Below are 22,296 nucleotides of genomic sequence, written 5' to 3'. Positions count from 1 at the left end.
CCGCCCCGGACCGTCCCGGCCGCCCGTACGGGGTGCTAGTCGGTGAGGACCGTGAGGTCCTGGGTGGCCTTGGGGACCGAGACCATCGCGTGGTCGTCCGACAGCGCCTGGATCGTGAACATCGGGATCCCCTCGTGCGGCAGGGTCAGCGTCCGGGCCGCGTACACGGGCCCGCCGGAGACGGTCTCGACCGTCAGCGCGTACGCGCCCTTGGCGCCCGCCGGGGCCAGCGTCACCGCCTGCGTCGTGCCCGCCTTGACCGTGACCTCCTTCGAGGCCGGCTCCCCGGCCTCCGTGCCCGCCGACGCCGTCACCTTGACCTTCGCGTCCGGGCCGCCCGCCACCGTCAGCGAGAGCACCGTCGCGTTCTCGTCGGCCCGGTTGTCGGCGACCGTGGCCCGCGTGCCCACCGGAGCGGTCGCCGGGACGAAGCCCAGCTCCTGCTTGGCGCCGCTGCCGCGGACCACGCGCACGGCGGCCACCACCGGTACGGCCTTCTTGCCGTTCGCCGGGACCAGCACCAGCGCGCCCGCCTCGCCGCGGGTCACGTCCTTGAGGTCGACGCTCGCGGTCATCCCGCCCTTGACGTGCAGCTGCTCGCTGCCGGCGGGGCTGATCGAGCCGTTCGGCCCGGCCAGCTTGAGGGTGAGGTCCGCGTCCTCCTCGCCCGGCGCGAAGGCCACCAGCCGTACGGAGGTGGCGTCCGCCGGGATCCCGGGCAGGACCAGCGAGCCCGCCGGGTCGGCGGAGGCCGGCAGCCAGTCCGAGCCCACCCCCTCCTCGCCGACCTGTACGGAGGCGCCGACCCGGCCCGCACGGGTCGTCACATGGGCGGTGACGTCCGGGAGCTGCGTTCCGGGGGCCAGCGAGGCCAGTGAGACGGCCTTGGTGGACTTGGGGTCGATCCGGATGTTCTCGCCGGTGCCGCCGTCGGACTTCACCGCCCCGTCGGGGCCGAACATCTTGATGTCGATCACGGCCGCGGTGTCGTCCGGATTGGTGAGGTGCACGTAGTCCTCGCGCCCCTTGGCCGTGCTCGCGCCGGGGAACCAGAAGTCGGTGCCGGGCGTGGTGCAACCGACGCCGAGGACGCCGCGCGCCCGGCCGACCGCGACCTTCGTGGTCTGCTGCGCGGTCCAGCCGGGGGCCAGGATCCCGTCGGCGACGCCCGTCAGCGCGGGCGCCTCCGCGCCGGAGGCGGTGGCTCCGGCCGGCTTGCCGCGCTCCTTGAGCTCCAGCACCGGCTTGGCCTCCTTGGTCGCGCCGAGGAGCCGGGCCGTGCCCTTGCCGCCCCCGGCGGCGCCGGGGGTGATCGCCGTGTACGTGGTCTCCGCGATGTCCGAGGAGCTGGGCGCCGGGCAGACCAGCGCGGACCGCTCCACCGGCATCCGGGCCGCGGCGGCCGGCTTGGCCTCGGCGGCCGGGGCGGCGGGGGCGGTGAGGTACCCGACGCCGGTGACGGCCGCCAGGGCCGCGGCCACCGCCGCCAGCGTCAGGGGTGCGCGCTGCTTCACTGCTGGGGGCTCCCGTCGGGACGCGGCTCGTGCTGTCCGTAGGTGTCGTACGGCTGCTCGTACGGCGGGTAGGGGTACGGCTGCTGCTGGGGCTGCTGCGGGTACGCCGGCTGGGCCTCGTAGCCCTGCTGCGGGTACGGGTACTGCTCGTACTCGGGGGCCTGGGCGGGCGCCGGCACGTACGGCTGCTGGGGCTGCTGGGGCTGCTGCTCGTACGCGTAGCCCTGGTCGTCGTACGCCGGGTACGCGTACGCGTCCTCCCCGTACACCGGCTGCGCCGGGATCTGCGCGTACGGGTCCGCGACCGCGCCCGGGGGCTCCTCGGCGGTGGCCGTCGCGGCGTCGGCGGACTGCGCCTCCGCACGCAGCCGGCGGGCCCGGCGGCCCTCTCCGGCCTCGCCCGCGGCGGAGCGCTCGGGGCCTTCCGCCTCCTCCTCGGGCAGGTCGTCGTCGAGGCGTGCCCGGCGGCCCGGCAGGGCCATCACGAGCAGGACGAGCGCGAGCAGGCCCTGGGCCCAGTGCCAGGCGGTCCGGGTCAGCGCGTCCTCGTGGACGAGGTCGAGGCGGCCGCCCGCGGCGGGCAGTTCGAAGCCCTGGGCCCAGCCGTCGAGGGTCTTCGGCTTGAGGGGCTTGCCGTCGAGGGCGGCCGCCCAGCCGGGGGCCGTCCGGTCGGCGATGCGCAGCACGCGACCCGCCTCGCCCGCCGGGATCTTGGTGTGGACCTCGACGGGGCCGGAGGCGACGGGGATGGGCGCCTCGCCCGGCTTGCCGGAGACGATCGTGGCGCGGGCGACCTGGCGGTCCACCCGCCACAGGGCGCTGCCGTCGAGCTGGCTGAGGCGGCTGAGGCCGGGGGTGGCGTCGAGGACCTTGCGCATCTGCTGCGGGGCCCCGTCGCGGACCAGGATGTAGCGGATCGCGAACCCGCTGAGCTGGTCGCTCTGGTCGGCGCCGGAGCCGGCGACGAGGCTGGAGACGACCTTGTCGAGCTGGGGGCTGCTGCCGGCGGCGGCGGCGAGTTCGGCGTCGCCGAGGCGGCCGCCGGAGCCGCGGACGAGGGTGTAGGAGACGGTGGCGGGCGAGGCACCGCCGAGGACGAGGGTGCGGGCCTGGTCGCGGGTGCCGCTCTCCTCCGCGACGAACGCGGGGACCTGGACCGGGTCGCGCCGCTCCAGCGGGCCGTCGGCGCCGCTGATCATCCAGCCGGCCGCGCCGAGCAGCGGGCCGGCGGCCGCGGCGAGCGCGATCAGCGCGGCGAGCGGCTGGCGCCAGCCGAAGCTGCTGGCGGCGACCCGCTCCTTGGCGCCGTCGGCGCCGACGACGGCGGCGGCGAGGAGGGCCAGTCCGTAGACGAGGGTGGCGGGCCCGGCCCAGCCGGTGCGGTTGACCACGACGGCCAGCAGCAGCGCGGCGAGGGCGGCCGCCCAGGCGCTGCGGACGGCGAACTGCCGCTCGGAGCGCAGCAGGGCGGCCAGGGCGGCGAGCACGATGCCGACGAGCAGCAGGCCGCCGGCGGTGCGGGGGCCTCCGGGGCTGATGCCGAGCAGGTCCAGGGCGGTGGCCGAGCCGGATCCGTAGGGCAGGCCGGCCTCGTGCAGGAGCCGGCCGGGGTGCGTGAGCAGGCTCAGCGACCAGGGTGCGAGCACGAGGAGCGGGACGGCGAGCGTGGCGAGCAGCCGCAGGCCGTACGTCTTCCACTCGGCGCGGCGCAGTACCAGGGCGGCGGTGCCGAGGACGGCGGCGAGCGGCCAGACGACGGGGGTGAAGGCGGTGGCCAGGGTCAGCAGGAGGGTGTACGTCCACACCGGGCGCCAGCCGGACCGTTCGCCTTCGGCTCCGCCGGCGCCGCCCGCGGGTTCGGCGGAGCCGAAGGCGAAGGCGGCGACGGCCGAGCGGGCGATGAGCGGCAGCAGGATCGCGAGGACGGCGGTGCCGAGGCGGCCGCCGGCGAGGGCGCCGGTGACGGCGGGCAGGAAGGCGTAGGCGACGGCGGCCCAGGCGCGCAGCAGCCGGGATTCGACGAGCGGCCGGGAGGCGAAGTACGCGGTGAGCCCGGCGAGCGGGACCGAGCAGACGAGCAGCAGGGTCAGCGCGGCGCTGGTGGAGCCGAACAGCACGGTGGCGAGGGCGCCGAGGACCGCGAGGTAGGGGGGCGCTCCGGCGGTGGAGCCGACGGCGACGGGCTGCCAGTCGTCGGTGTAGGCGCGCCAGAGGGCGAGTCCGCTGTCGGGGGCGGGCAGCAGGGCACCGCCCATGAGGGAGCCGCCGCCGAGCAGGGCGCGACAGGCGATGACGGACACGAGCAGGAGGAGGGCGAAGAGGACGGGCGCGGGGTTGCGGGCGATCCGCTTGAGGCGCGCGAACTGTTCGATCTCGAGGTAGTCGGCGTCGTCGCCGCCGGGACCGGATTCGACGGCTCCGCCGTGCCGGCCGACGGCGGCCGTGTCGGTGTCGCGGTCGGCGCCGAAGTAGCCGGCGAGCTGTTCGGCGTTGGCCCGCACGCTCGCGCCCGGGGGCGGGAACAGGGGGCGCAGTTCCTTGGCGGGGACGGCGGGACGGCCGCGTCTGCGGCGGGCGCCGAGGATCCGGCCGGGGCGCAGGAGGGTGGCGAGGAGGCCGGTGATCTCGTCGACGGCCTGGCCGGGGGCCTTGCCGACGAGGTAGGCGAGGGTGCGGAGCAGGGTGCCGACGAGCAGGCGGAGCAGGACGTACGGCAGGGCGCGGCCGGAGCTGTTGGCGAGGACCGTGTAGACGGCGCCGGCCTTGTCGACGCGGTGCGGGCTGGAGCTCGTGCGTCCGGCGCAGTCGACGGTGCGGCGCTCGCGGGCGGCGGCCTCGGCGTGGCGCAGGACGGCGTCGGGGGCGACGAGGACGGTGTGGCCGGCGCTCTGGGCTCGCCAGCAGAGGTCCACGTCGTCGCGCATGAGCGGCAGGCGGCGGTCGAAGCCGCCGAGGGCTTCGTACACGTCGCGGCGTACGAGCATGCCGGCGGTGGAGACGGAGAGGACGGGGCGGACCTGGTCGTGCTGGCCCTGGTCCTGTTCGCGGCGGTCGAGTCCGGTCCAGCGTCGGCCGCCGCGGGCGATGGTGACGCCGGCTTCGAGGAGCTGCTTCTTGTCGTACCAGCCGCGCAGCTTGGGGCCGATGACGGCGGCGTCGGGGTTCTCGTCGGCGACGCGGAGCAGTTCGGTGAGGGCGTCGGGCTCGGGGGCGCTGTCGTCGTGGAGCAGCCAGAGCCACTGGACGGGTTCGCCGTGCGGGAGTTCGGGGAGGTCGTAGGCGTCGTCGCGCCAGGTGCGGCTGACGGGGTCCCAGCCGCTGGGGCGCTTGAGGTACGGGAGGTCCTCGGGGGTCAGGGTGCCGGCGTTGCGGACGGCTTCGTCGACGGCGGCGCCGAAACCGGTCCGGCGGGCGAGGTGGAGGACGCGGTCCTCGCCGAGGGCCTCGCCGAGCAGGCGCGCGGAGTCGTCGGCGCTACCGGTGTCGGCGGCGACGTGGCTCTGGGCGGGGCGTTCCTGGCCGAGGAGGCCGGCGAGCGTTTTGGGCAGCCAGCGGGCGCCGTCGTGGGCGACGAGGACCGCGGTGACGACGTGCCGGGGGAACTCGGGTGTGGCGGCAGCCTGGTGGGAGGCCGTCGACTGGCTGTGCAGGGACATCGCTCTACTGGCCCTCCGGCCTGGGGGTCCCCCCGGACGCGGTCCGGGGAGTGGATCCGGGGGTGGTGTGCTCCCGGAGGCTGCTGGACAGCGCCCCACACTAACGGCTGGAAACACAGCGGTCCGCCTCCTGCGGGGAAGGTGCAGGAGGCGGACCGTTTGCTCTGCTCGTTGCTCTGTTCCGTGCGGTCTTGCGTGCGGTCTTGCGCACGGTGCGCCGCGCGGTGTTCCGCGTACCGCCGTGCGTCGCGCGGTGTTGCGCGGTGTTGCGCTGCGTGCTCAGACGGCCGCCTTTTTCAGCCGTCGGCGCTCACGCTCGGAGAGGCCGCCCCAGATGCCGAACCGCTCGTCGTTGGCGAGTGCGTACTCAAGGCATTCGGAGCGGACTTCGCAGGCGAGGCAGACCTTCTTGGCCTCGCGGGTGGAGCCGCCCTTCTCGGGAAAGAAGGACTCGGGGTCGGTCTGGGCGCACAGAGCGCGCTCCTGCCATCCGAGCTCTTCGTCCGCCTCCTCGACCAGCAGTTCCTGAAACAGCTCGGTCATGTGCGCCCCTCGCTCTGTCTGTGCGTCCCCGTGGTGATGTCGTTACTCATCGCTACGTAACGACACGAGTGAAATTACAAGTGGGCCGCTCCCGGGCAGTCAAGCCGAGATCTGCTATTGGGCCCCTTATTCACTCTGCGGAACCAAGCGTATGCAGAAAGTGTTCATATCGCCAAAAATCGTGACACATGCATCCGGTGCCCCACAGGGCTCGTGTTCACCCGCAATCGACGTGTCACTCCGCAGTGCGGTTGCGATCAAGCCAAAGAAGCGGCGCAGATCACATTTCGATCACGGGGCGGCGCGTCGGGTTTGGGCAGGGCCTGTGTGGCATCGGCGCGATGTGAGCGCCACCTCCCCTTCATCGGTTTGCACAAACCTTTCTTCCAGCACGGCAACCGGATCAGATGAAACTTTTGCGGCCATACGAGGCATTGGGTTGACAGTCGGGCCTTCGACCCGGTCTCCTTGTCCCCATGTCAGTGACCTCGACCGCCACCCGGACCCCCATTCGTGGGTTCCTGAGTGCTGTCCAGGTTCGCTGTCGCTGTTGCAGCTGTTGATGCCTTCGGAGCTTCGGCTCCCCTGAGCTCCGGCCACCCCCACAGCGACCGCCAGCACGACTGACATCCGTCGAGGACACCCCCACGATGAACAGCACCACCGCCACCGCCGCTCCCGTCACCGCTCCCGTCACCGTCGAGAGCGACCTCCAGATCGCCGGCGACATCCTCTCCGTCCAGCACCTCCTGCAGCCCGCCAGCGAACACCCGGCCACCGTCGCCGAGTTCGTCGGCCTGGCCCGCTCCATCGCCGCGAACCGCGCCGAGTGGGAGCACCTGGTCGAGTACGACGCCACCACCCGCTGGTACCACCGGCTGCGCACCGGCCCCGGCTACGAGGTCTGGCTGCTCAGCTGGGTCCCCGGCCAGGGCAGCGGCCGCCACGACCACGGCGCCTCCTCCGGCGTCCTGACCGTCCTCGACGGCGAGCTCACCGAGCACGGCCCGCGCGGACCGCTCACCCTCGGCGCCGGCGCCCAGCGCGTCTTCGCCCCCGGCTACGCCCACGAGGTCGTCAACGACACCCTCGAAGGAGCCGTCAGCCTGCACGTCTACTTCCCGGGCCTGACCGAGATGCCGATGCACAGCTGCTCCCCGGCCCTGCCCGAGGCCGTCTCCGCCTGACCGCCCGCCGCCCGGCACTCCCGCCCGCCGCCCGCCGCCCGCCGCCCGACCGCCACCCGTCGACGACGGCCCGCGGCCGGCTGACAGACTGTCCGCATGCGCATTGTTGTTCTGGCCGGCGGCATCGGCGGCGCCCGTTTCCTGCGCGGCCTCCAGGCCGCCGTCCCCGACGCGGACATCACGGTCATCGGCAACACCGGTGACGACATTCACCTGTTCGGGCTGAAGGTGTGCCCCGATCTGGACACGGTGATGTACACCCTCGGTGGTGGCATCAACGAGGACCAGGGCTGGGGCCGCACCGAGGAGTCCTTCACCGTGAAGGAGGAGCTCGCGGCGTACGGGGTCGGACCGGACTGGTTCGGCCTCGGCGACCGCGACTTCGCCACCCACATCGTCCGCACGCAGATGCTCGGCGCGGGCTACCCGCTGAGCGCCGTCACCGAGGCGCTCTGCGACCGCTGGCAGCCCGGGGTCCGGCTCCTGCCCATGTCCGACGACCGCGTCGAGACGCACGTCGCGATCACCGACCCCGAGACCGGCGAGCGCCGCGTCGTCCACTTCCAGGAGTACTGGGTCCGACTGCGCGCCTCGCCCGACGCGGAGGCCGTCGTACCCGTCGGCGCCGAGCAGGCCAAGCCCGCGCCCGGAGTGCTGGAGGCCATCGCGGCGGCCGACCTGATCGTCTTCCCGCCGTCCAACCCGGTCGTCTCGGTCGGCACCATCCTCGCCGTGCCCGGCATCCGCGAGGCCGTGGCCGCCGCCGGGGCGCCCGTCGTCGGCCTCTCCCCCATCGTCGGGGGCGCGCCCGTGCGCGGGATGGCCGACAAGGTGCTCGCCGCCGTCGGCGTCGAGTCCACCGCGGCGGCCGTCGCCCGGCACTACGGCGCCGAACTGCTCGACGGCTGGCTCGTGGACACCTCCGACGCGGACGCGGTCGCCGAGGTGGAGGCCGCCGGGATCGCCTGCCGCGCGGTACCGCTGATGATGACCGACCTGGCCGCCACCGCCGAGATGGCCCGGGCCGCGCTGGCGCTGGCGGAGGCCTCCCGGTGAGCGTGCCGTCCGTGCCCGCTGGGCCGTCGGTGCCCGCCGTGCCCTCGTACGAGGTGCGCGCCCTCGCCGGGATCCCGGAGGTCCGCCCCGGCGACGACCTCGCCCGGCTGATCGCGGCCGCCGGCCCCGCGCTGCGGGACGGGGACGTCCTGCTGGTCACCTCGAAGATCGTCTCCAAGGCGGAGGGCCGGATCGTCCGCGCCGAGTCCCGCGAGGACGCCATAGACGCCGAGACCGTACGGGTCGTCGCGCGCCGGGGCGCGCTGCGGATCGTCGAGAACCGGCAGGGGCTCGTCATGGCGGCGGCCGGCGTCGACGCCTCGAACACCGAGCCGGGCACCGTACTGCTGCTGCCCGAGGACCCCGACGCCTCGGCCGCCGCGATCCGCGCCGGTCTGCGCGAGCTGCTCGGCGTCGACGTCGGCGTCATCGTGACCGACACCTTCGGGCGACCCTGGCGCTCCGGGCTCACGGACGTGGCGATCGGCGCGGCCGGGGTGCGGGTCCTGGACGACCTGCGCGGCGGTACGGACGACCGCGGCAATCCGCTGAGCGCGACGATAGTGGCCACGGCGGACGAACTGGCGGCGGCCGGGGACCTGGTCAAGGGCAAGGCGAACGGGCTGCCCGTGGCCGTCGTACGGGGCCTCGGCCACGTGCTCGGCGAGGGTTCGGCCGCGGCCGACCTGGTGCGCGCGCCGGCCGACGACATGTTCCGGCTGGGCACCTCGGAGGCGGTGCGGGAGGCCGTGACGCAGCGGCGCACCGTACGGGCCTTCACCGACGAGCCGGTGGACCCGGGCGCGGTCCGCCGCGCGGTGGCGGCGGCCGTGACGGCCCCGGCTCCGCACCACACGACGCCGTGGCGGTTCGTCCTGCTGGAGTCGGCGCAGGCCCGGCTGGAGCTGCTCGACGCGATGCGCGACGCCTGGGTCGAGGACCTGCGGCGCGACGGCAAGTCCGAGGAGTCCGTCGCCCAGCGGGTCCGGCGCGGCGATGTGCTGCGCAATGCCCCGTACCTGGTGGTGCCGTGCATGGTGACGGACGGGGCGCACGACTACGGGCACGCCCGGCGCGATGCGGCGGAGCGGGAGATGTTCGTGGTCGCGATGGGCGCGGGCGTGCAGAACTTCCTGGTCGCGCTGGCCGGGGAGCGGCTGGGCTCGGCGTGGGTGTCCTCGACGATGTTCTGCCGGGACGTGGTGCGCAAGGTGCTCGGGCTGCCGGAGGGCTGGGACCCGATGGGGGCCGTGGCGGTGGGCCATGCCGCCTCGGCTCCGGCGCAGCGGCCGGATCGGTCGGCGGAGGCGTTCATCGAGGTCCGCTGACCCCCTAGAGCTTTCCGATGTCCGTCTTGGGCATCTTCGGGGTGCGGCGGGGCGGTACGCGGCCCGCCAGGAGGATCAGGCGGGCCGCGCGGTGGCGCTGGCCGGCGTACGGGGCGAGCAGCTCCAGCATCTCGGCGTCGTCCGCGTCCCGGTTCCCGGCGAGGGCGAAGCCGATGATGCCGGGCAGGTGCAGATCGCCGGTGGTGACGGCGTCGGCTGCACCGTTGCTGCGCTGGAGGGTCTCGGCGGAGGTCCACGGGCCGATGCCGGGGACCGCCTCCAGCCGGGCGGCCGCTTGCGGGAGCTCCATCGAGGCGGCCTCCTCCAGACGGTTCGCCACGCGCGCGCAGCGGATGATCGCGGCGGAGCGCTTGGCGTCGACGCCGGCCTTGTGCCAGTCCCAGGAGGGGATCAGCACCCAGGTCCGGGCGTCGGGCATGACGTACATGCCGTGCGGGACGCCGCCCCGGGGGCCGGGGGCCGGCTCCCCGTACCCGCACACCAGCCGGCGCCAGGCCCGGTACGCCTCGTCGCTGGTGACCTTCTGCTCCAGGACGGTCGGGATCAGGGACTCCAGGACCAGTCCGGTACGGGTGAGGCGCAGGCCCGGGCGGCGGCGGTGGCTGGCGTGCACGAGGCGGTGGCGGGGGACGAAGGCGGCGGGGTCGTCGCCGTCGCCGAGCAGGGCCGGGAGGCCGTCGAGCATCCACGCGGCGCCGGGGCCCCAGGCTTCGGCGCGGGCGGTGCCGGTGCGGGGGGCGAGGGCGACGCGCAGGGTGGCCGGGCCCTCGGGCGTCCGGCTGGTCTTCCAGACGGAGCCGTCGGGGGTGGTGCGGAAGGTGGGGTCGCCGGGGCCGCGCCGCAGGGGTCCGAGCGTGAGCCCGAGATCGACCCCCCGGCCGGGCGCCCACTCCCGGGACCGGGCGCCCGCGCCGGCGGCGGTGACCGCGTCGGCCCCGGTGGGCGCGGGCACGGAGGTGCGGCCGCCGCGGACGGCGGTGCGGGTGAGGGGGTCGAAGCGGCCGGCCATGTTTCGAGCGTAGCCCGGCCGACGGCCTCCTAGGGGGTGTCCGCAAGGTCCCGCCTGCCCCGCGACGCCGGGCACGTGCCCTAGGGGCGGCCCTGGAGCTTTGCCGAGGAGGTGCGGGTGGGCGGGAGCTGCGCGTAGAGGAGCTTGCCCGGGCATTCCGTGGCGAAGCCGTCGCGGTGGCCCGAGATCACGTTGAGCTTGACGTTCGTGCCCTTCTTGAAGAGGTTGCCGCCGCCCGACTTCAGCGTGGTCTTCGCCCGCGGGTCCCGGTTGAACAGCCCCAGCTTCCATGCCGTGAGCTGCGCCACCGCCTTGACGGCGGCCGCCGGCGGTGCGGTGCTCGTGTAGGTGCCGAGCACGGCGACGCCCATGCTGTCCGTGTTGAACCCCATGGTGTGCGCGCCGAGCACCGCCTTGGCGACTCCGCCCGCCCTGCCCTCGTACACCGTGCCGCACTTGTCGACGGCGAAGTTGTAGCCGAGGTCGCGCCAGCCGCTGCTGACCACGTGGTAGCGGTACAGGCTGCGCAGCACCGCCGGGGCGTCCTTGCAGGCGTAGTTGTTGCCGGAGGCGCTGTGGTGGACGAAGGCCGCCTTGACCGTGCTCGTGTAGACGAAGCCCGACTCGCGCAGGGACTCGTCCGCGCCCCAGCCCAGCCGCGTCACGATCCGCGGTCGCGGGCCGATGTACGGGCGGGCCGCCGCGCTGAGGGTGCCGTCCCCGGCGAGGACGGCGTCGGCGGTGGAGTCGGCCTTGTTCAGGGCGGTGATCTCCTTCGCGCCGAGGGCGGCCAGCGGGACGTTGGCGGACGAGGACTCCGCCGTCTCCATGGTCATGCCCGGCAGGGCCACGACGTCGCCCTTGTCGTCGCCCGCGGGTTCGTCGGCGGTGCCCGCCGAGCCGTTCTTGGCGTCGACCACCGTCACCGGGTCCGTCGCACCCGGATCGACGAGCTCGATCCGCATGCCCGACGGGAGCCGGGCCCCCGCGCGGGTGGCCGGGGTTCCCGGTTCCGCCTGGACGCGGACCTCGACGCCGTCGGAGTCGCCGACCCAGAGCGGGGCGGTGCTGCCGCGGACCCGGCCGGAGCCGCTCTCCCGGGTGTCGAGGTCGGGGGCGTGTTCGCTGTTGTGGGTCTCGATGTCCTGCCAGTCGGACCAGTTCCCGGTCGCCACGGCGCGGGTGCGGACCTGGACCCGGCCGAACAGCTGGGTGTTCACGTCGTCCCAGACGACGCCGACCAGCGAGAACCTCTTGACCTCGCGCGGGGGCAGCCCCCGGGTCTCGGGCAGCCGCGGTGAGGTGCTCATGCCGGGGAAGCCGGGCGACCGGTCGGCCGCGGGACCCAGCGGGGCGAGCGGCAGCGACTGGGTGGACCCGGCGGGGGTCACGGGGGCGGCGGCCGCGCCCAGCGGGGGCGCGGCCAGGGCCGGAGCGGAGAGCGCGAGCGGCAGGGCCAGGGCGGCGGCCGTCGCGACACCGATCGAGGAAGCAAGGAATCCACGCATGGAAGCGATGCTGACCACAGTCACCACCGGGCGCCATCGGAGAACTGACGGCCCGTCCGATCCGGTCGGCGCGTCCCTCGCCCGTACGGAGGAGCCGGCGCCCGCCGTACGGGCGAGGGGCCCGCGTAGGCTGGGCCGGGTGAACGCCACCGACCGCACCCCTGCCGACCTGCTGCGATCCGCGCTCGCCGCCGATCCGGGCCGCCCGCTCATCACGTTCTACGACGACGCCACGGGCGAACGGGTCGAATTGTCCGTCGCCACCTTCGCCAATTGGGTGGCCAAGACCGCCAATCTGCTCCAGGGCGACCTGGGCGCCGAGCCCGGTGACCGGCTCGCGCTGCTGCTCCCGGCGCACTGGCAGAGCGCCGTCTGGCTGCTCGCCTGCGACTCGGTCGGGGTCGTGGCCTCGGTGGCCGGCCGCCCGGACGACGCCGATCTCGTCGTCAGCGGGCCGGACACCCTGGAGGAGGCCCTGGCGTGCGACGGCGAGCGCGTGGCGCTCGCGCTGCGGCCGCTGGGCGGCCGCTTCCCGCAGCCGCCCGCCGGGTTCGCGGACTACGCGGTGGAGGTCCCGGGCCAGGGCGACCGCTTCGCCCCCTTCGTCCCGGTGGAAGCGGACGGTCCGGCGCTGATCGTCGACGGCGAGGAGTTCACGCACGCCCAGCTCGTCGACCGCGCCCGCCAGGACGCGGCGGAGCGCGGCCTCACCGCGGGCTCCCGCCTGCTCTCCGGCCTGGGCTACGACACCTGGGACGGCCTCTCGGCCGGCCTGTTCGCCGCCCTGGCCGCGGACGCCTCGGTGGTCCTGTGCCGCAACCTGGACCGCCTCGACCCGCAGGCCCTGACGGCCCGCACCGAAACGGAACGCGTCACCCACACCGCCGCGTAGAGCGGCCGCCCGGAAGGAGCCGAGTGGTGTGGGCCTCGTCTCTTTCGGGCGTGGGCGGGTGCTTACCCGGATGGGCTAACTTGGGACCCTCATAGGGCCCGAACCGGGTGGGGAGAAACAATTTTGGAAGCCATCCTGCTGGTCGGGGGGCAGGGGACGCGTCTGCGCCCCGTCACGGTCAACACCCCCAAGCCGATGGTGCGCGCGGCCGGTGTTCCGTTCCTCGCCCACCAGATAGCCAGGGCCGCCGCCGCCGGTGTCACGCACATCGTGATGGCCACCTGCTACCTCGCCGAGGTCTTCGAGCCGTACTTCGGCGACGGATCCGCCTTCGGCGTCTCGCTCGAGTACGTCGTCGAGGAAGAGCCGCTGGGCACCGGCGGGGCCATCCGCAACGCCGCGCAGCGGCTGACCGGCGGGCCGGACTCGTCCGTCCTCGTCTTCAACGGCGACATCCTGACGGGCCTCGACATCGCCGGGCTCGTCGATTCCCACCGGACGGCCGCCGCCGACGTCTCCCTGCACCTGGTGCAGGTCGAGGACCCGCGCGCGTTCGGCCTGGTCCCCACCGACTCCGGGGGGCGGGTGCTGGCCTTCACCGAGAAGCCGCAGACCCCCGAGGAGATCATCACCGACCAGATCAACGCCGGCTGCTACGTCTTCCGCCGCAGCGTGATCGACTCCATTCCGGCCGGGCGCCCCGTCTCCGTCGAACGCGAGACCTTCCCCGGTCTGCTCGCCTCCGGGGCCCGGCTCCACGGCGTCACCGAGAACACGTACTGGCTGGACCTCGGCAAGCCCGAGTCCTTCGTCCAGGCCTCCGCCGACCTCGTACGCGGAGTCGTCTCCTCCCCGGCGGTGCCGGGCCCGCGCGGCGAGTCGCTGGTGCTCCCCGGCGCCGAGGTGGCGGACGGGGCGAAGCTGTCCGGAGGCACCGTCGTGGGCGCCGGAGCCCGGATCGGGGCGGGCGCCGTGGTCGACGGCTCCATCGTGCTCGACGGCGCGGTCATCTCCGCGGACACCCGGGTACGCGCCAGCCTGATCGGCGTCGGCGCCACCGTGGGCCCGCGCACCGTGCTGGACGGCGCGGTGCTCGGGGACGGGTCCGTCGTCGGCTCGGACAACGAACTGCGCGCGGGCGCGCGGGTGTGGTGCGGGGCCGAACTGCCCTCCGCGGCCGTCCGTTTCTCCTCCGACCGCTGACAGCACGCGAAGATGCCGCCGGACCCCCCAAGGGGCCGGCGGCATCTTCGCGTCCGCGTCGGCTAGTTGGCCGTGACGGTGACCTTCTCGTCGTTCTGGATCTGCTTGACGAGCTGCTGCACCTTCGCCTTGTCCCACAGCAGGTTGCCGCCGCGCTCGCCCGAGATCGGCATGTTCATCGACACGCCCTCGCCGCCGCTGATGCCCTTCATCGCGAAGAACATGTCGGCCAGGTCCCACAGGGACATGTCCTTGTCCACGATCAGCGTGTCCAGGCCCGCGCCCAACACCGGGTACAGCTTGAAGGGGTTGAGGATCGTGCCCGGCGTCGCCGCCTGGTTGGCCAGCGTCGACAGGAACTTCTGCTGGTTCTTCGTGCGCGCCAGGTCCGACTCCGCGAACGCGTACCGGGTCCGGACGAAGGCCAGTGCCTGGCTGCCGTTGAGGGTCTGCTCGCCGGCCTTGAAGTCGGCGCCCGACTTCTCGTCCTTGAAGCCCTTCTCGATGTTCATGTCGACACCGCCGAGCGCGTCCACGATGTTCGCGAACCCGGCGAAGCCGATCTCCGCGTAGTGGTCGATGCGCAGGCCCGTGTTGTGCTCCACGGTGCGCACGAGCAGTTCGGGGCCGTCGTCCGCGTACGCCGCGTTGAGCTTGGTGTGCTTGCCCGTGCCCGGGTACTTCTTCCCGGACTCGGAGCCGACGAAGGACGGGATCTCCACGTCCGAGTCGCGCGGCAGCGAGATCATCGTGTTGCCGCCGGAACAGGCCGCCAGGATCATCATCGAGTCGGTGCGCTTGCCCTCGGCCGAGCCCGTGTGGAGCTTCTTCTTCTCCTCGTCGGACAGGCCCTCGCGGCTGTCGGAGCCCACGACCAGGTACGTCGTGCAGTCGCCCTCCTTCGGGCGCTCGATGACCTTGGAGAGGTCGACCTCGCGGCGCACCTTGGAGTCGGCCCAGAAGTAAGTGCCGATGGTGGTCGCGAGCAGCGCCGTGACGAGCACGATGGAGCCGATCTTGATCCGCTTGCGCCAGTCCGGGGCCGGTCCGGCCGGCCGGCCGGGCCGCCCGCCGGGACCCCCCGGGCCACCGGGACCGCTCGGCGCACCCGGACCTCCCGGACCCGCCGGGTTGCTCTGCGGCCGCCCGTAGACATGGCCGGTGTTGTAGCCGCTGTCGTAGCCGCCGTACGTGTCGTGGCTCGGGGCCTGCTGCGGAGGCACCCCGTACGCGGGCGGCTGCCCGGGCCGGGCCGGCGGCTGCGCCGGTCGCTGCGGTTGGTGCTGCGGCGGCACCGGCCGCTGCTGCCGGCGCTGGACATGCGGCATCCGCCGGGCACCCTCGGGCTGCGCCTGCGCGCTGCCGCGTCCGTACCGGTCGTCGCCGTTGTCGTTGCGCCCCTCGGGCCACTCACTCATGCCGCCTAGGATGCCCGGCCGGACGGGGTGCCCGACAGTCCGGGCGGCGCTTCGTTCCGGTGCTGTTGCAGAGCTGATGCCTGCCCGTCGGCTTTGGGCGGTGACCGACGGGTCAGGGCCGGGCCTGGGTCGCCCGGCGCCGCGCCTCGCCGCCTAAGGTGGCCGTATGACAGAGATACAGGGCGTGACGGCCGGCGAACCCCAGGGCAAGCCGATCTCGGCCTCGCGGACCACCCTCAGCCACATCATGACGGCCAACGACACCAACCTCCTCGGCACGGTGCACGGCGGCGTGATCATGAAGCTGGTGGACGACGCCGCGGGCGCCGTCGCCGGGCGCCACTCCGGCGGCCCCGCCGTCACCGCGTCCATGGACGAGATGGCCTTCCTCGCCCCGGTCCGCGTGGGCGACCTCGTCCACGTGAAGGCCCAGTGCAACTGGACCGGCCGCTCCTCCATGGAGATCGGCGTACGGGTCCTGGCCGAGCGGTGGAACGAGTCCACCCCCGCCACCCAGGTCGGCAGCGCCTACCTCGTCTTCACCGCCGTGGACGCCGAGGGCAAGCCGCGCACGGTCCCGCCGGTGCTCCCCGAGACCGACCAGGACCGCCGCCGCAACCAGGAGGCCCAGATCCGCCGCACGCACCGGCTCGCCCGGCGCCGGGCGATCATGGCGCTGCGCGAGGAGCGCGCGGCCCAGGGTTTCGGCGACGACTGACGCTCCCGCCGTCCCGCTACGTGCCGCAGATCACCTGGTCGCCCGTGACCACCCCGAACTGGCCCTGGTGCGGATCCTCGGGCCGGACCGGCACCACCTTCCGGTAGTCCGCCCCGGCGATCACCAGGACGGTCCGCCCCTGGCCCGCCACCGCCCGCAGCTCACTGCCGGGCAGCGCGGTCGACACCGTACGGGCCGAGCGGTCCCAGCGCGGGTCGTACGCGATCACCGTGCGCTTGACGTCGCGGCTCGCGCCGTTGCCCGGGGACCGGGTGGTGTCGAAGCCGGTGGCGCGCAGCGCCGTGTCCACGCGGCCGCCGAGCCCGTCGATCCGGGTGCCGTTCTCCACCTGCACCCGGATCTGCCCCGGCGGAACGTCCACCGGCACCGCGGGCCGGCGCTGCGGGCGGCTCGCGGGCTGCCGTCCCGGCGCTGCGGGGGCCAGCGGCCGGTCCAGGCGCAGTGCCTCGAAGAGCTTCGAGGCCTTCGGCTCGTCCCACTTCACCGTCGAGCCGATGCCCTTGACGGCGTACGAGGGGTTCCCGATCGGGACCGAGGCGAACTCGGAGGACGACGGGGTGAAATCGCGCAGGGCCTGGCCCAGGGCCAGCATCTGCTCCGAGCCGAAGCCCCGGTCGGCCCGGACCGAGCCCAGCAGGGTGGAGCTGACCTCCTTGAACTTCACCGGGTTCAGCAGCACCCCGCCGCCCGTCGCCTGCTTGATCAGTGCGGCCACGAACCGCTGCTGGCGCTGCATCCGGCCGAGGTCGGCGGCCCCGTCCACATGGCGCGAGCGCACGTACTGCAGGGCCTGTCCGCCGCTGAGCCGGTGGCTGCCCGGCAGCAGGTCCAGGCCGGTGTTCTGGTCGTGCAGGGCCTTGGCGGTGCAGATCTCCACGCCGCCCATCGCGTCGACCGTCTTCATGAAGCTGGCGAAGTCGACCTCCAGGTAGTGGTCGATCTTCACCCGGGTCATGCTCTCGACGGTCCGCACGGTCAGCTGCGGCCCGCCCTCCGCGTACGCCGCGTTCAGCTTCACGGGGTGCGGCCCGTGCTGTTTCCCGCTGGACTCGTCCCGGTGCTCGGGCAGCTCGGCGTAGCTGTCGCGGGGGAGGCTGACCACGCTGGCCCGCTCCCGGTCGGCGGAGAGGTGCACCAGCATGACGGTGTCGGTGCAGTGGCAGGGGGCGCCCCCGAGGCGGTACTCGCGCTTGTCCGCGGGGGTGATCTTGTCCCGTCCGTCGGTGCCGACCAGCAGGAAGTTCAGCCCGTGCCCGGCCTGCGGGCGGTTCTTCATGTCCTTGAACGGGTCCACGCGCTCGATCCCGGTGTCCAGGCCGGTCATCACGGCGTGGCCGATCGCCCCGGAGCCCAGTACCACCACGGACAGCCCGGCCGCCAGCCGTACTCCCCACCGGGGCCGGTCCTTGCCCCGGCGCCGGTCCGGAGCACCGCCGCGCCGCGCGCGCTGCGGCCGCGGGGGCCGGGCGGGTCGGGTGGGACGGTGCGGCTGGGGCACGGGGGACACCTCCGCGGGGGCAGCAGGGCCTGCTGGGCCTGCCGGGACGAACCAGACACATCAGGGCCGGACTCATCGGACCGGACACATCGGGCAGATCGTCAGAACAGTAGGCCCATACGATCAGCCGTTGTCCCTACCGATCATGCGGCGCGCACCCGTTTCCCCCGTACGCGGTAACGTGACACCGATACCCGACCTTGAAGGACCACATGCCCGCCCAGCAGCCCGCAGTCTCGGTGATCATGCCGGTGCTCAACGAGGAGCGCCATCTGCGTGACTCCGTCCGCCACATCCTCGGACAGGAGTACGCCGGTGAGATGGAGGTGGTGATCGCGCTGGGGCCGTCCAAGGACCGCACCGACGAGATCGCCGCCGAGCTCGTACGCGAGGACCCCCGCGTCGTCACCGTTCCGAACCCCTCCGGCCGCACCCCGGCCGCCCTCAACGCCGCCATCAAGGCCTCGCGTCACCCGATCGTGGTACGCGTCGACGGTCACGGCATGCTCTCGCCGAACTACATCGCCACCGCGGTCCGCCTCCTGGAGGAGACCGGCGCGCAGAACGTCGGCGGCATCATGCACGCCGAGGGCGAGAACGCCTGGGAGGACGCCGTCGCCGCCGCGATGACCTCCAGGATCGGCGTCGGCAACGCGGCCTTCCACACCGGGGGCAAGGCCGGTCCGGCCGACACCGTCTACCTCGGCGTCTTCCGCCGCGAGGCGCTGGAGCGGGCGGGCGGCTACAACGAGGAGTTCATCCGCGCCCAGGACTGGGAGCTGAACTTCCGCATCCGCGAGGCCGGCGGGCTCATCTGGTTCTCGCCCGAGCTGAAGGTCCAGTACCGCCCGCGCCCCTCCGTACGGGCGCTCGCCAAGCAGTACAAGGACTACGGCCGCTGGCGGCACGTGGTGGCCCGCTACCACTCGGGTTCGATCAACCTGCGCTACCTCGCCTCGCCGACCGCCCTGTGCGCGATCGCCGCCGGTGTCGTGGTCGGTGCGGCCGTCAGCCCGTGGGGCTTCGCGGTCCCGGCCGGCTACCTCGCGGCGATCACCGTGGGCTCGGTCCCGGCCGGCAAGGGGCTCTCCCTCAAGGCGCGGGCGCAGATCCCGGTGGCCATGGCCACCATGCACATGTCCTGGGGCTTCGGCTTCCTGACCAGCCCGCGCTCGCTCGCGGCCAAGGTCATCGCGAGCCGCCGCCCGGCGGTGAGCCGGGACTTCGCCGACGGGGTCTGAGCGGGCCGCGTACGCACGCGCACGAAGGGGCCCGGTGGTGCTGACGCCACCGGGCCCCTTCGCGCGTACGGGTCCTACCAGGTGAAGCCCGGCTGGATCGCCATGCACTCCTTGTCGTCGTCCCCGTTGAGCGGACGGGCGGAGTCCGGGGCCTTGGTCGGGGCGGGCGGCGGCGGGGTCGGCGCGTTGCCGGTCCGCCAGTCCTTGCCGACCAACAGCACGATCCCGGTGACGTCCTCGGACTTCTCCACGGCGCTCGCCGGCAGGCCGAGCGCGGTGGCCACGGCAGCCGCGTCACCCGCCTGGTCGGGGCTGGAGAAGCGGACCACGGTGGTGTCCTCGGCCCCGGTCTGCTGGGTGGCCTGGGCCTTGGTGAAGCCCTTGCCGACCAGGATCGCGGCGGCGTCCTCGGCCCGGCCCTTGACCCGGGTCTGCGCGCCGTCCTTGCCGCCGGTCGCGTTGCGCACGGCGACGGCGATCTTCGCCGGGGGCGCGGCCGGGTCGGCGGCCGGCTGGGACGGGACCGCGGCCGAGGGGGAGGCGGCCGTCGACGGGCTGCCTCCCGGGGTGGCGGCCGGGTCCCCGGAGCCCTTGCCGTCGAGCGCGATGTCCTCGCGGACCATCCGGAACAGGGCCTCGGCCTCGACCGGCTTGGGCTCGACCCGGCCCTCCTCACGGGTGCTGTACACCCACGGCATGGTGGTCATCGTGATCCGCCCGGTGGGGACCTTCTTGAGCTCCATGCTGAGGTCGTACAGCTTGTCGATCTTGTCCAGGCCGGGGTCCACGACCATGGCCTTGATGGCCGCCTGCGCCAGGCTGTTGAGCTTCACCGGGTTGCTGAGCTTGGCGTTCTTGCGGAACTCGCGGGCCATCGAGTTCATGTACATGTGCTGGGCGTGGGTGCGGCCGAGGTCGGTCCCGTCCTCGAAGCCGTAGCGGGTGCGCAGCCACTGCAGGGCCTGCTCGCCCTGGATGGTGTTGGTCCCCGCGGGCAGCTTCAGGCCGGAGCCCTTGCCGTCCTTGGTGCGCGACTCCACGTTCTGCTGGACGCAGACCGGGACGCCGCCGATGGCGTCCGCCATCGTCACCACGCCCTTGAAGTCGATCATCATGAAGTGGTCGATCGGGATGCGCGTGAGCTCCGTCCAGGCGGCGACCGTGCAGCCCGGCCCGCCGCGGCCGAGGGACTCGTTGGTCTGCACGAGGCCCTTGCTGGCCTGGTGGACCTTGCCGCCCGGCTCGGTGCACTTCGGCATCATCAGCATCGTGTCGCGCGGCATGGACACGACCGACATGTTGCTGCGGTCCGCCGACAGGTGCAGCAGCATCTGCACGTCCGCGAGGGGCGGGCCGTCGAAGGTGTCCTTGGCCCCGCCGAGGGCCTGGTTGGCCGCGTCGTCACGGGCGTCGGAGCCGATGAGGAGGATGTTCAGCGGGGTCTGGCCGAAGGCGTTGGGCTTGGAGCCGCCCAGCTTGTTCTCGCCGAGGTTCAGGACGTCCGTCTTGATGCTGCCGTTGAGGTGGCGGTAGTACAGGTAGCCGCCCGCCGCAGTCGCGAGTATGAGGAACGACAGGACGGAGGACACCCAGCGCAGCACCCGCCGGCGGCCGCGCCGCTTGGGAGCGCCGCCGCCGGACCCGTCTCTTGGTGGGGGGACGGCGCCGGACGTGCCGGATCCACTGCCGGATATCTCACCGGACCGGGCGGGCGCCCCCTCCCCTCGCACGCTGCTGTGCCTCACACGTCCCCCTCAAGATTCACTTCGTGTCGTGGTGTGCCGGTGTCGGTGCCTGTGTCGGTTCCACCGGCCCTGCCGGCCCGGCTGCTGGCCTTGCTCGGTCGTGCTCGGCTCGCCTGCCCTGCCGTGGTGCGGCGCGGCGGCCTGCGGGCCGGCTCCCGGCCGGCCCGTCCGCGCGCCGCGTCCTTGCGTCCCTGCCTGCCTCGGCCGCCTTACTTGGCGCAGATCGCCTTGTCGGCCTCGACCCGCTGGATGTCCTCCGGAGCCTTCTGCGGCGCGTTCAGCGAGATCCCCGCCCCCTTGAAGTCGGCGCCGAGCGTCAGCTTCATCGGGGTCTTGGGCGCGGCGTCGGCCGAGCCCATCTTCAGCGCCGTGGCCGGCAGCCCCATCATGTCGGCCAGCGCCCGGGCCTGGTCGGCCTGGTTGGGCGCGTACTCCAGCTGGGTCGTGTCGACCTTGGCGGGCGCGTTGCCGCGGTTGCTGGCCTTGTTCACGCCCTTGGTGTTCTGCAGCCAGGCCAGCGTGGTGGACGCGGAGCCGCTGGGGCCGCCGCCGTTGTAGACGTCCACCCGTACGTCGCCGGCCGGGGCGCGGTTGCCCTGGAGCAGGGCGTCCGCCTTGCTCTTGGCCTCCGCGTCGGCCGCGTCCTTCGCCGCCTGCTCCTTCTTCTCGACCTCCGTCAGGGAGACGTCCCCCTGGATCATCTTCAGCAGCGGATCGGCCGACCCGTGCTCGATGACGACGGTCGCCTTCTTGCCCTCGGGCTCGGCCGGGTTGTCGAGCACCGGCAGCGTGGTGAAGGTGATGTTCTTCAGGTCCATGTCCTTCAACTCACCGGCGAGGTTGGTGAGTTTGTCGATGGAGCCTATGCCCGAGTCCACGTTCAGCGACTTGGTGGCCGCCTCCGCCAGGGAGAAGAACTTCTTCGGACTGGTCAGCGTCTCCTTCGACTTCATCTCGCGCATCATCGACCCCAGGAACTGCTGCTGGGTCTTGATCCGGTCGAGGTCGCCGTGGTTGCCGAAGGAGTGCCGGGTCCGTACGAAGGCCAGGGCCTCCTCGCCCTGCAGCCGGTGCTCGCCGGCGTCCAGCTTCAGCTTGGAGTCCTTGTCGTCCACGGCCTTGGCCAGGCAGACCGGAACGCCGCCGACCGCCGTGCTCAGTACCTTCACCGCGTTGAAGTCGACCATCATGAAGTGGTCGACCGTGATCCCGGTGATCTCCTTCACGGTGCGCATCGTGCAGCCCGGGTCGCGGCCCTCCTGGCCGAGGCTGATGTTGAACCGGGTCCCCTTCTCGCCGGGGATGGTCTTGGTCGAACCGTCGGGCTGCTTCGTCGGGCAGGCCGGGATGTTCGTGATCAGGTCGCGCGGGATGGACAGCGCGGTCGCGTTGCTGCGGTCCTTGGAGACGTGGAAGAGGATCGTCGTGTCGGCGTGGCCGACGCTCTCCGCGTCCCCGTAGCCCTCGTTGCCCGCGCCGCTGCGCTTGTCGGTGCCGATGACCAGGATGTTGATGGGCTGGTCCTTCTTGAACCCGCCCGTGCCCGCGTCGCCGACGTCGGTGACCTTGAGGTTGTTGTTCAGGTGGTCGTAGTAGAGGTAAGCGCCCACCGAACCGGCGACCAGGAGGAAGGCCAGGGTGCCGCCGGTGACGACCAGGATCCTCTTGCGCCTGCCGCCGCCACCACCGCCCTTGCGCGGCCGGCCGCCGCGCCGTCCGGGCGGACCGTCGCCGCGCC

16 protein-coding genes are annotated in these 22,296 nt (G+C 73.3%); 7 read left to right on the top strand and 9 right to left on the bottom strand.

The window, feature by feature from the left end; translation table 11 throughout:
* Positions 1-35: 35 nt before the first annotated feature.
* From K7B10_RS24775 to K7B10_RS24765, 3 genes are all read right to left on the bottom strand, one after another.
* Positions 36-1,514, bottom strand: a complete 1,479-nt coding sequence (locus K7B10_RS24775; RefSeq protein ID WP_229339213.1) for a DUF5719 family protein — start codon at positions 1,512-1,514, stop codon at positions 36-38.
* Positions 1,511-5,170, bottom strand: coding sequence for a glycosyltransferase family 2 protein (locus K7B10_RS24770; protein ID WP_229339211.1), 3,660 nt, complete (start codon positions 5,168-5,170; stop codon positions 1,511-1,513). Before K7B10_RS24770 ends, K7B10_RS24775 begins: the two co-directional genes overlap by 4 nt.
* 279 nt (positions 5,171-5,449) lie before the next feature.
* Positions 5,450-5,713 carry a WhiB family transcriptional regulator gene (locus tag K7B10_RS24765; RefSeq protein ID WP_003983763.1) on the bottom strand — a complete coding sequence of 88 codons (264 nt, stop codon included), beginning with the start codon at positions 5,711-5,713 and terminating at the stop codon, positions 5,450-5,452.
* A 650-nt stretch (positions 5,714-6,363) separates the two neighbouring features.
* Between K7B10_RS24765 and K7B10_RS24760 the strand changes: the two genes are divergently transcribed.
* The 3 genes from K7B10_RS24760 to K7B10_RS24750 all read left to right on the top strand — a co-directional run bounded on the left by K7B10_RS24760 (position 6,364) and on the right by K7B10_RS24750 (position 9,284).
* Positions 6,364-6,900, top strand: coding sequence for a cysteine dioxygenase (locus K7B10_RS24760; protein ID WP_229339209.1), 537 nt, complete (start codon positions 6,364-6,366; stop codon positions 6,898-6,900).
* A gap of 96 nt (positions 6,901-6,996) precedes the next feature.
* On the top strand, positions 6,997-7,956 hold the full coding sequence (gene cofD / locus K7B10_RS24755; RefSeq protein ID WP_229339207.1) for a 2-phospho-L-lactate transferase: 960 nt from the start codon (positions 6,997-6,999) through the stop codon (positions 7,954-7,956).
* An 11-nt stretch (positions 7,957-7,967) separates the two neighbouring features.
* A complete protein-coding gene (locus K7B10_RS24750; protein WP_229339205.1) occupies positions 7,968-9,284 on the top strand; it encodes a coenzyme F420-0:L-glutamate ligase in 1,317 nt (438 codons plus the stop codon).
* Between the two features lie 4 nt (positions 9,285-9,288).
* Here the strand turns inward: K7B10_RS24750 and K7B10_RS24745 are convergent, their stop codons facing one another.
* Positions 9,289-10,314, bottom strand: a complete 1,026-nt coding sequence (locus K7B10_RS24745) for a DNA-3-methyladenine glycosylase family protein (RefSeq protein ID WP_229339203.1) — start codon at positions 10,312-10,314, stop codon at positions 9,289-9,291.
* 80 nt (positions 10,315-10,394) lie between these two features.
* Positions 10,395-11,822, bottom strand: coding sequence for a peptidoglycan recognition protein family protein (locus tag K7B10_RS24740; RefSeq protein ID WP_229339202.1), 1,428 nt, complete (start codon positions 11,820-11,822; stop codon positions 10,395-10,397).
* 139 nt (positions 11,823-11,961) lie between these two features.
* Here K7B10_RS24740 and K7B10_RS24735 point away from each other — a divergent pair, with 139 nt between their 5' ends.
* Complete coding sequence (locus K7B10_RS24735) at positions 11,962-12,714, top strand: TIGR03089 family protein (protein WP_229345372.1); 753 nt, start codon at positions 11,962-11,964, stop codon at positions 12,712-12,714.
* Between the two features lie 120 nt (positions 12,715-12,834).
* Complete coding sequence (manB, locus tag K7B10_RS24730; protein ID WP_229345370.1) at positions 12,835-13,917, top strand: mannose-1-phosphate guanylyltransferase; 1,083 nt, start codon at positions 12,835-12,837, stop codon at positions 13,915-13,917.
* A 62-nt stretch (positions 13,918-13,979) separates the two neighbouring features.
* On the opposite strand, the gene K7B10_RS24725 is transcribed toward manB, so the two are convergent.
* Complete coding sequence (locus K7B10_RS24725) at positions 13,980-15,335, bottom strand: LCP family protein (protein ID WP_229339200.1); 1,356 nt, start codon at positions 15,333-15,335, stop codon at positions 13,980-13,982.
* A gap of 166 nt (positions 15,336-15,501) precedes the next feature.
* Here K7B10_RS24725 and K7B10_RS24720 point away from each other — a divergent pair, with 166 nt between their 5' ends.
* The gene (locus K7B10_RS24720) at positions 15,502-16,053 is read left to right on the top strand and encodes an acyl-CoA thioesterase (protein ID WP_229339198.1); all 552 of its coding nucleotides are present in this window, start codon (positions 15,502-15,504) and stop codon (positions 16,051-16,053) included.
* Positions 16,054-16,069: 16 nt separating this feature from the next.
* On the opposite strand, the gene K7B10_RS24715 is transcribed toward K7B10_RS24720, so the two are convergent.
* The gene (locus K7B10_RS24715; RefSeq protein ID WP_372481455.1) at positions 16,070-17,572 is read right to left on the bottom strand and encodes an LCP family protein; all 1,503 of its coding nucleotides are present in this window, start codon (positions 17,570-17,572) and stop codon (positions 16,070-16,072) included.
* Between the two features lie 212 nt (positions 17,573-17,784).
* On the opposite strand from K7B10_RS24715, the gene K7B10_RS24710 reads away from it, so the two are divergent.
* Positions 17,785-18,813: a glycosyltransferase family 2 protein gene (locus K7B10_RS24710; protein ID WP_229339196.1), complete on the top strand. Its 1,029-nt coding sequence runs from the start codon at positions 17,785-17,787 to the stop codon at positions 18,811-18,813.
* Between the two features lie 74 nt (positions 18,814-18,887).
* Here the strand turns inward: K7B10_RS24710 and K7B10_RS24705 are convergent, their stop codons facing one another.
* Positions 18,888-20,543, bottom strand: coding sequence for an LCP family protein (locus K7B10_RS24705; RefSeq protein WP_372481561.1), 1,656 nt, complete (start codon positions 20,541-20,543; stop codon positions 18,888-18,890).
* Positions 20,544-20,767: 224 nt separating this feature from the next.
* The coding region (locus tag K7B10_RS24700; protein ID WP_229339191.1) for an LCP family protein at positions 20,768-22,296 on the bottom strand (1,529 nt) is incomplete at its 5' end.

This window comes from Streptomyces flavotricini (assembly GCF_020639365.1).
GTDB classification, from domain to species: domain Bacteria; phylum Actinomycetota; class Actinomycetes; order Streptomycetales; family Streptomycetaceae; genus Streptomyces; species Streptomyces flavotricini.
Note: the sequence above shows the minus strand (reverse complement) of the source record. Positions and strands in the feature narration are given on the sequence as shown.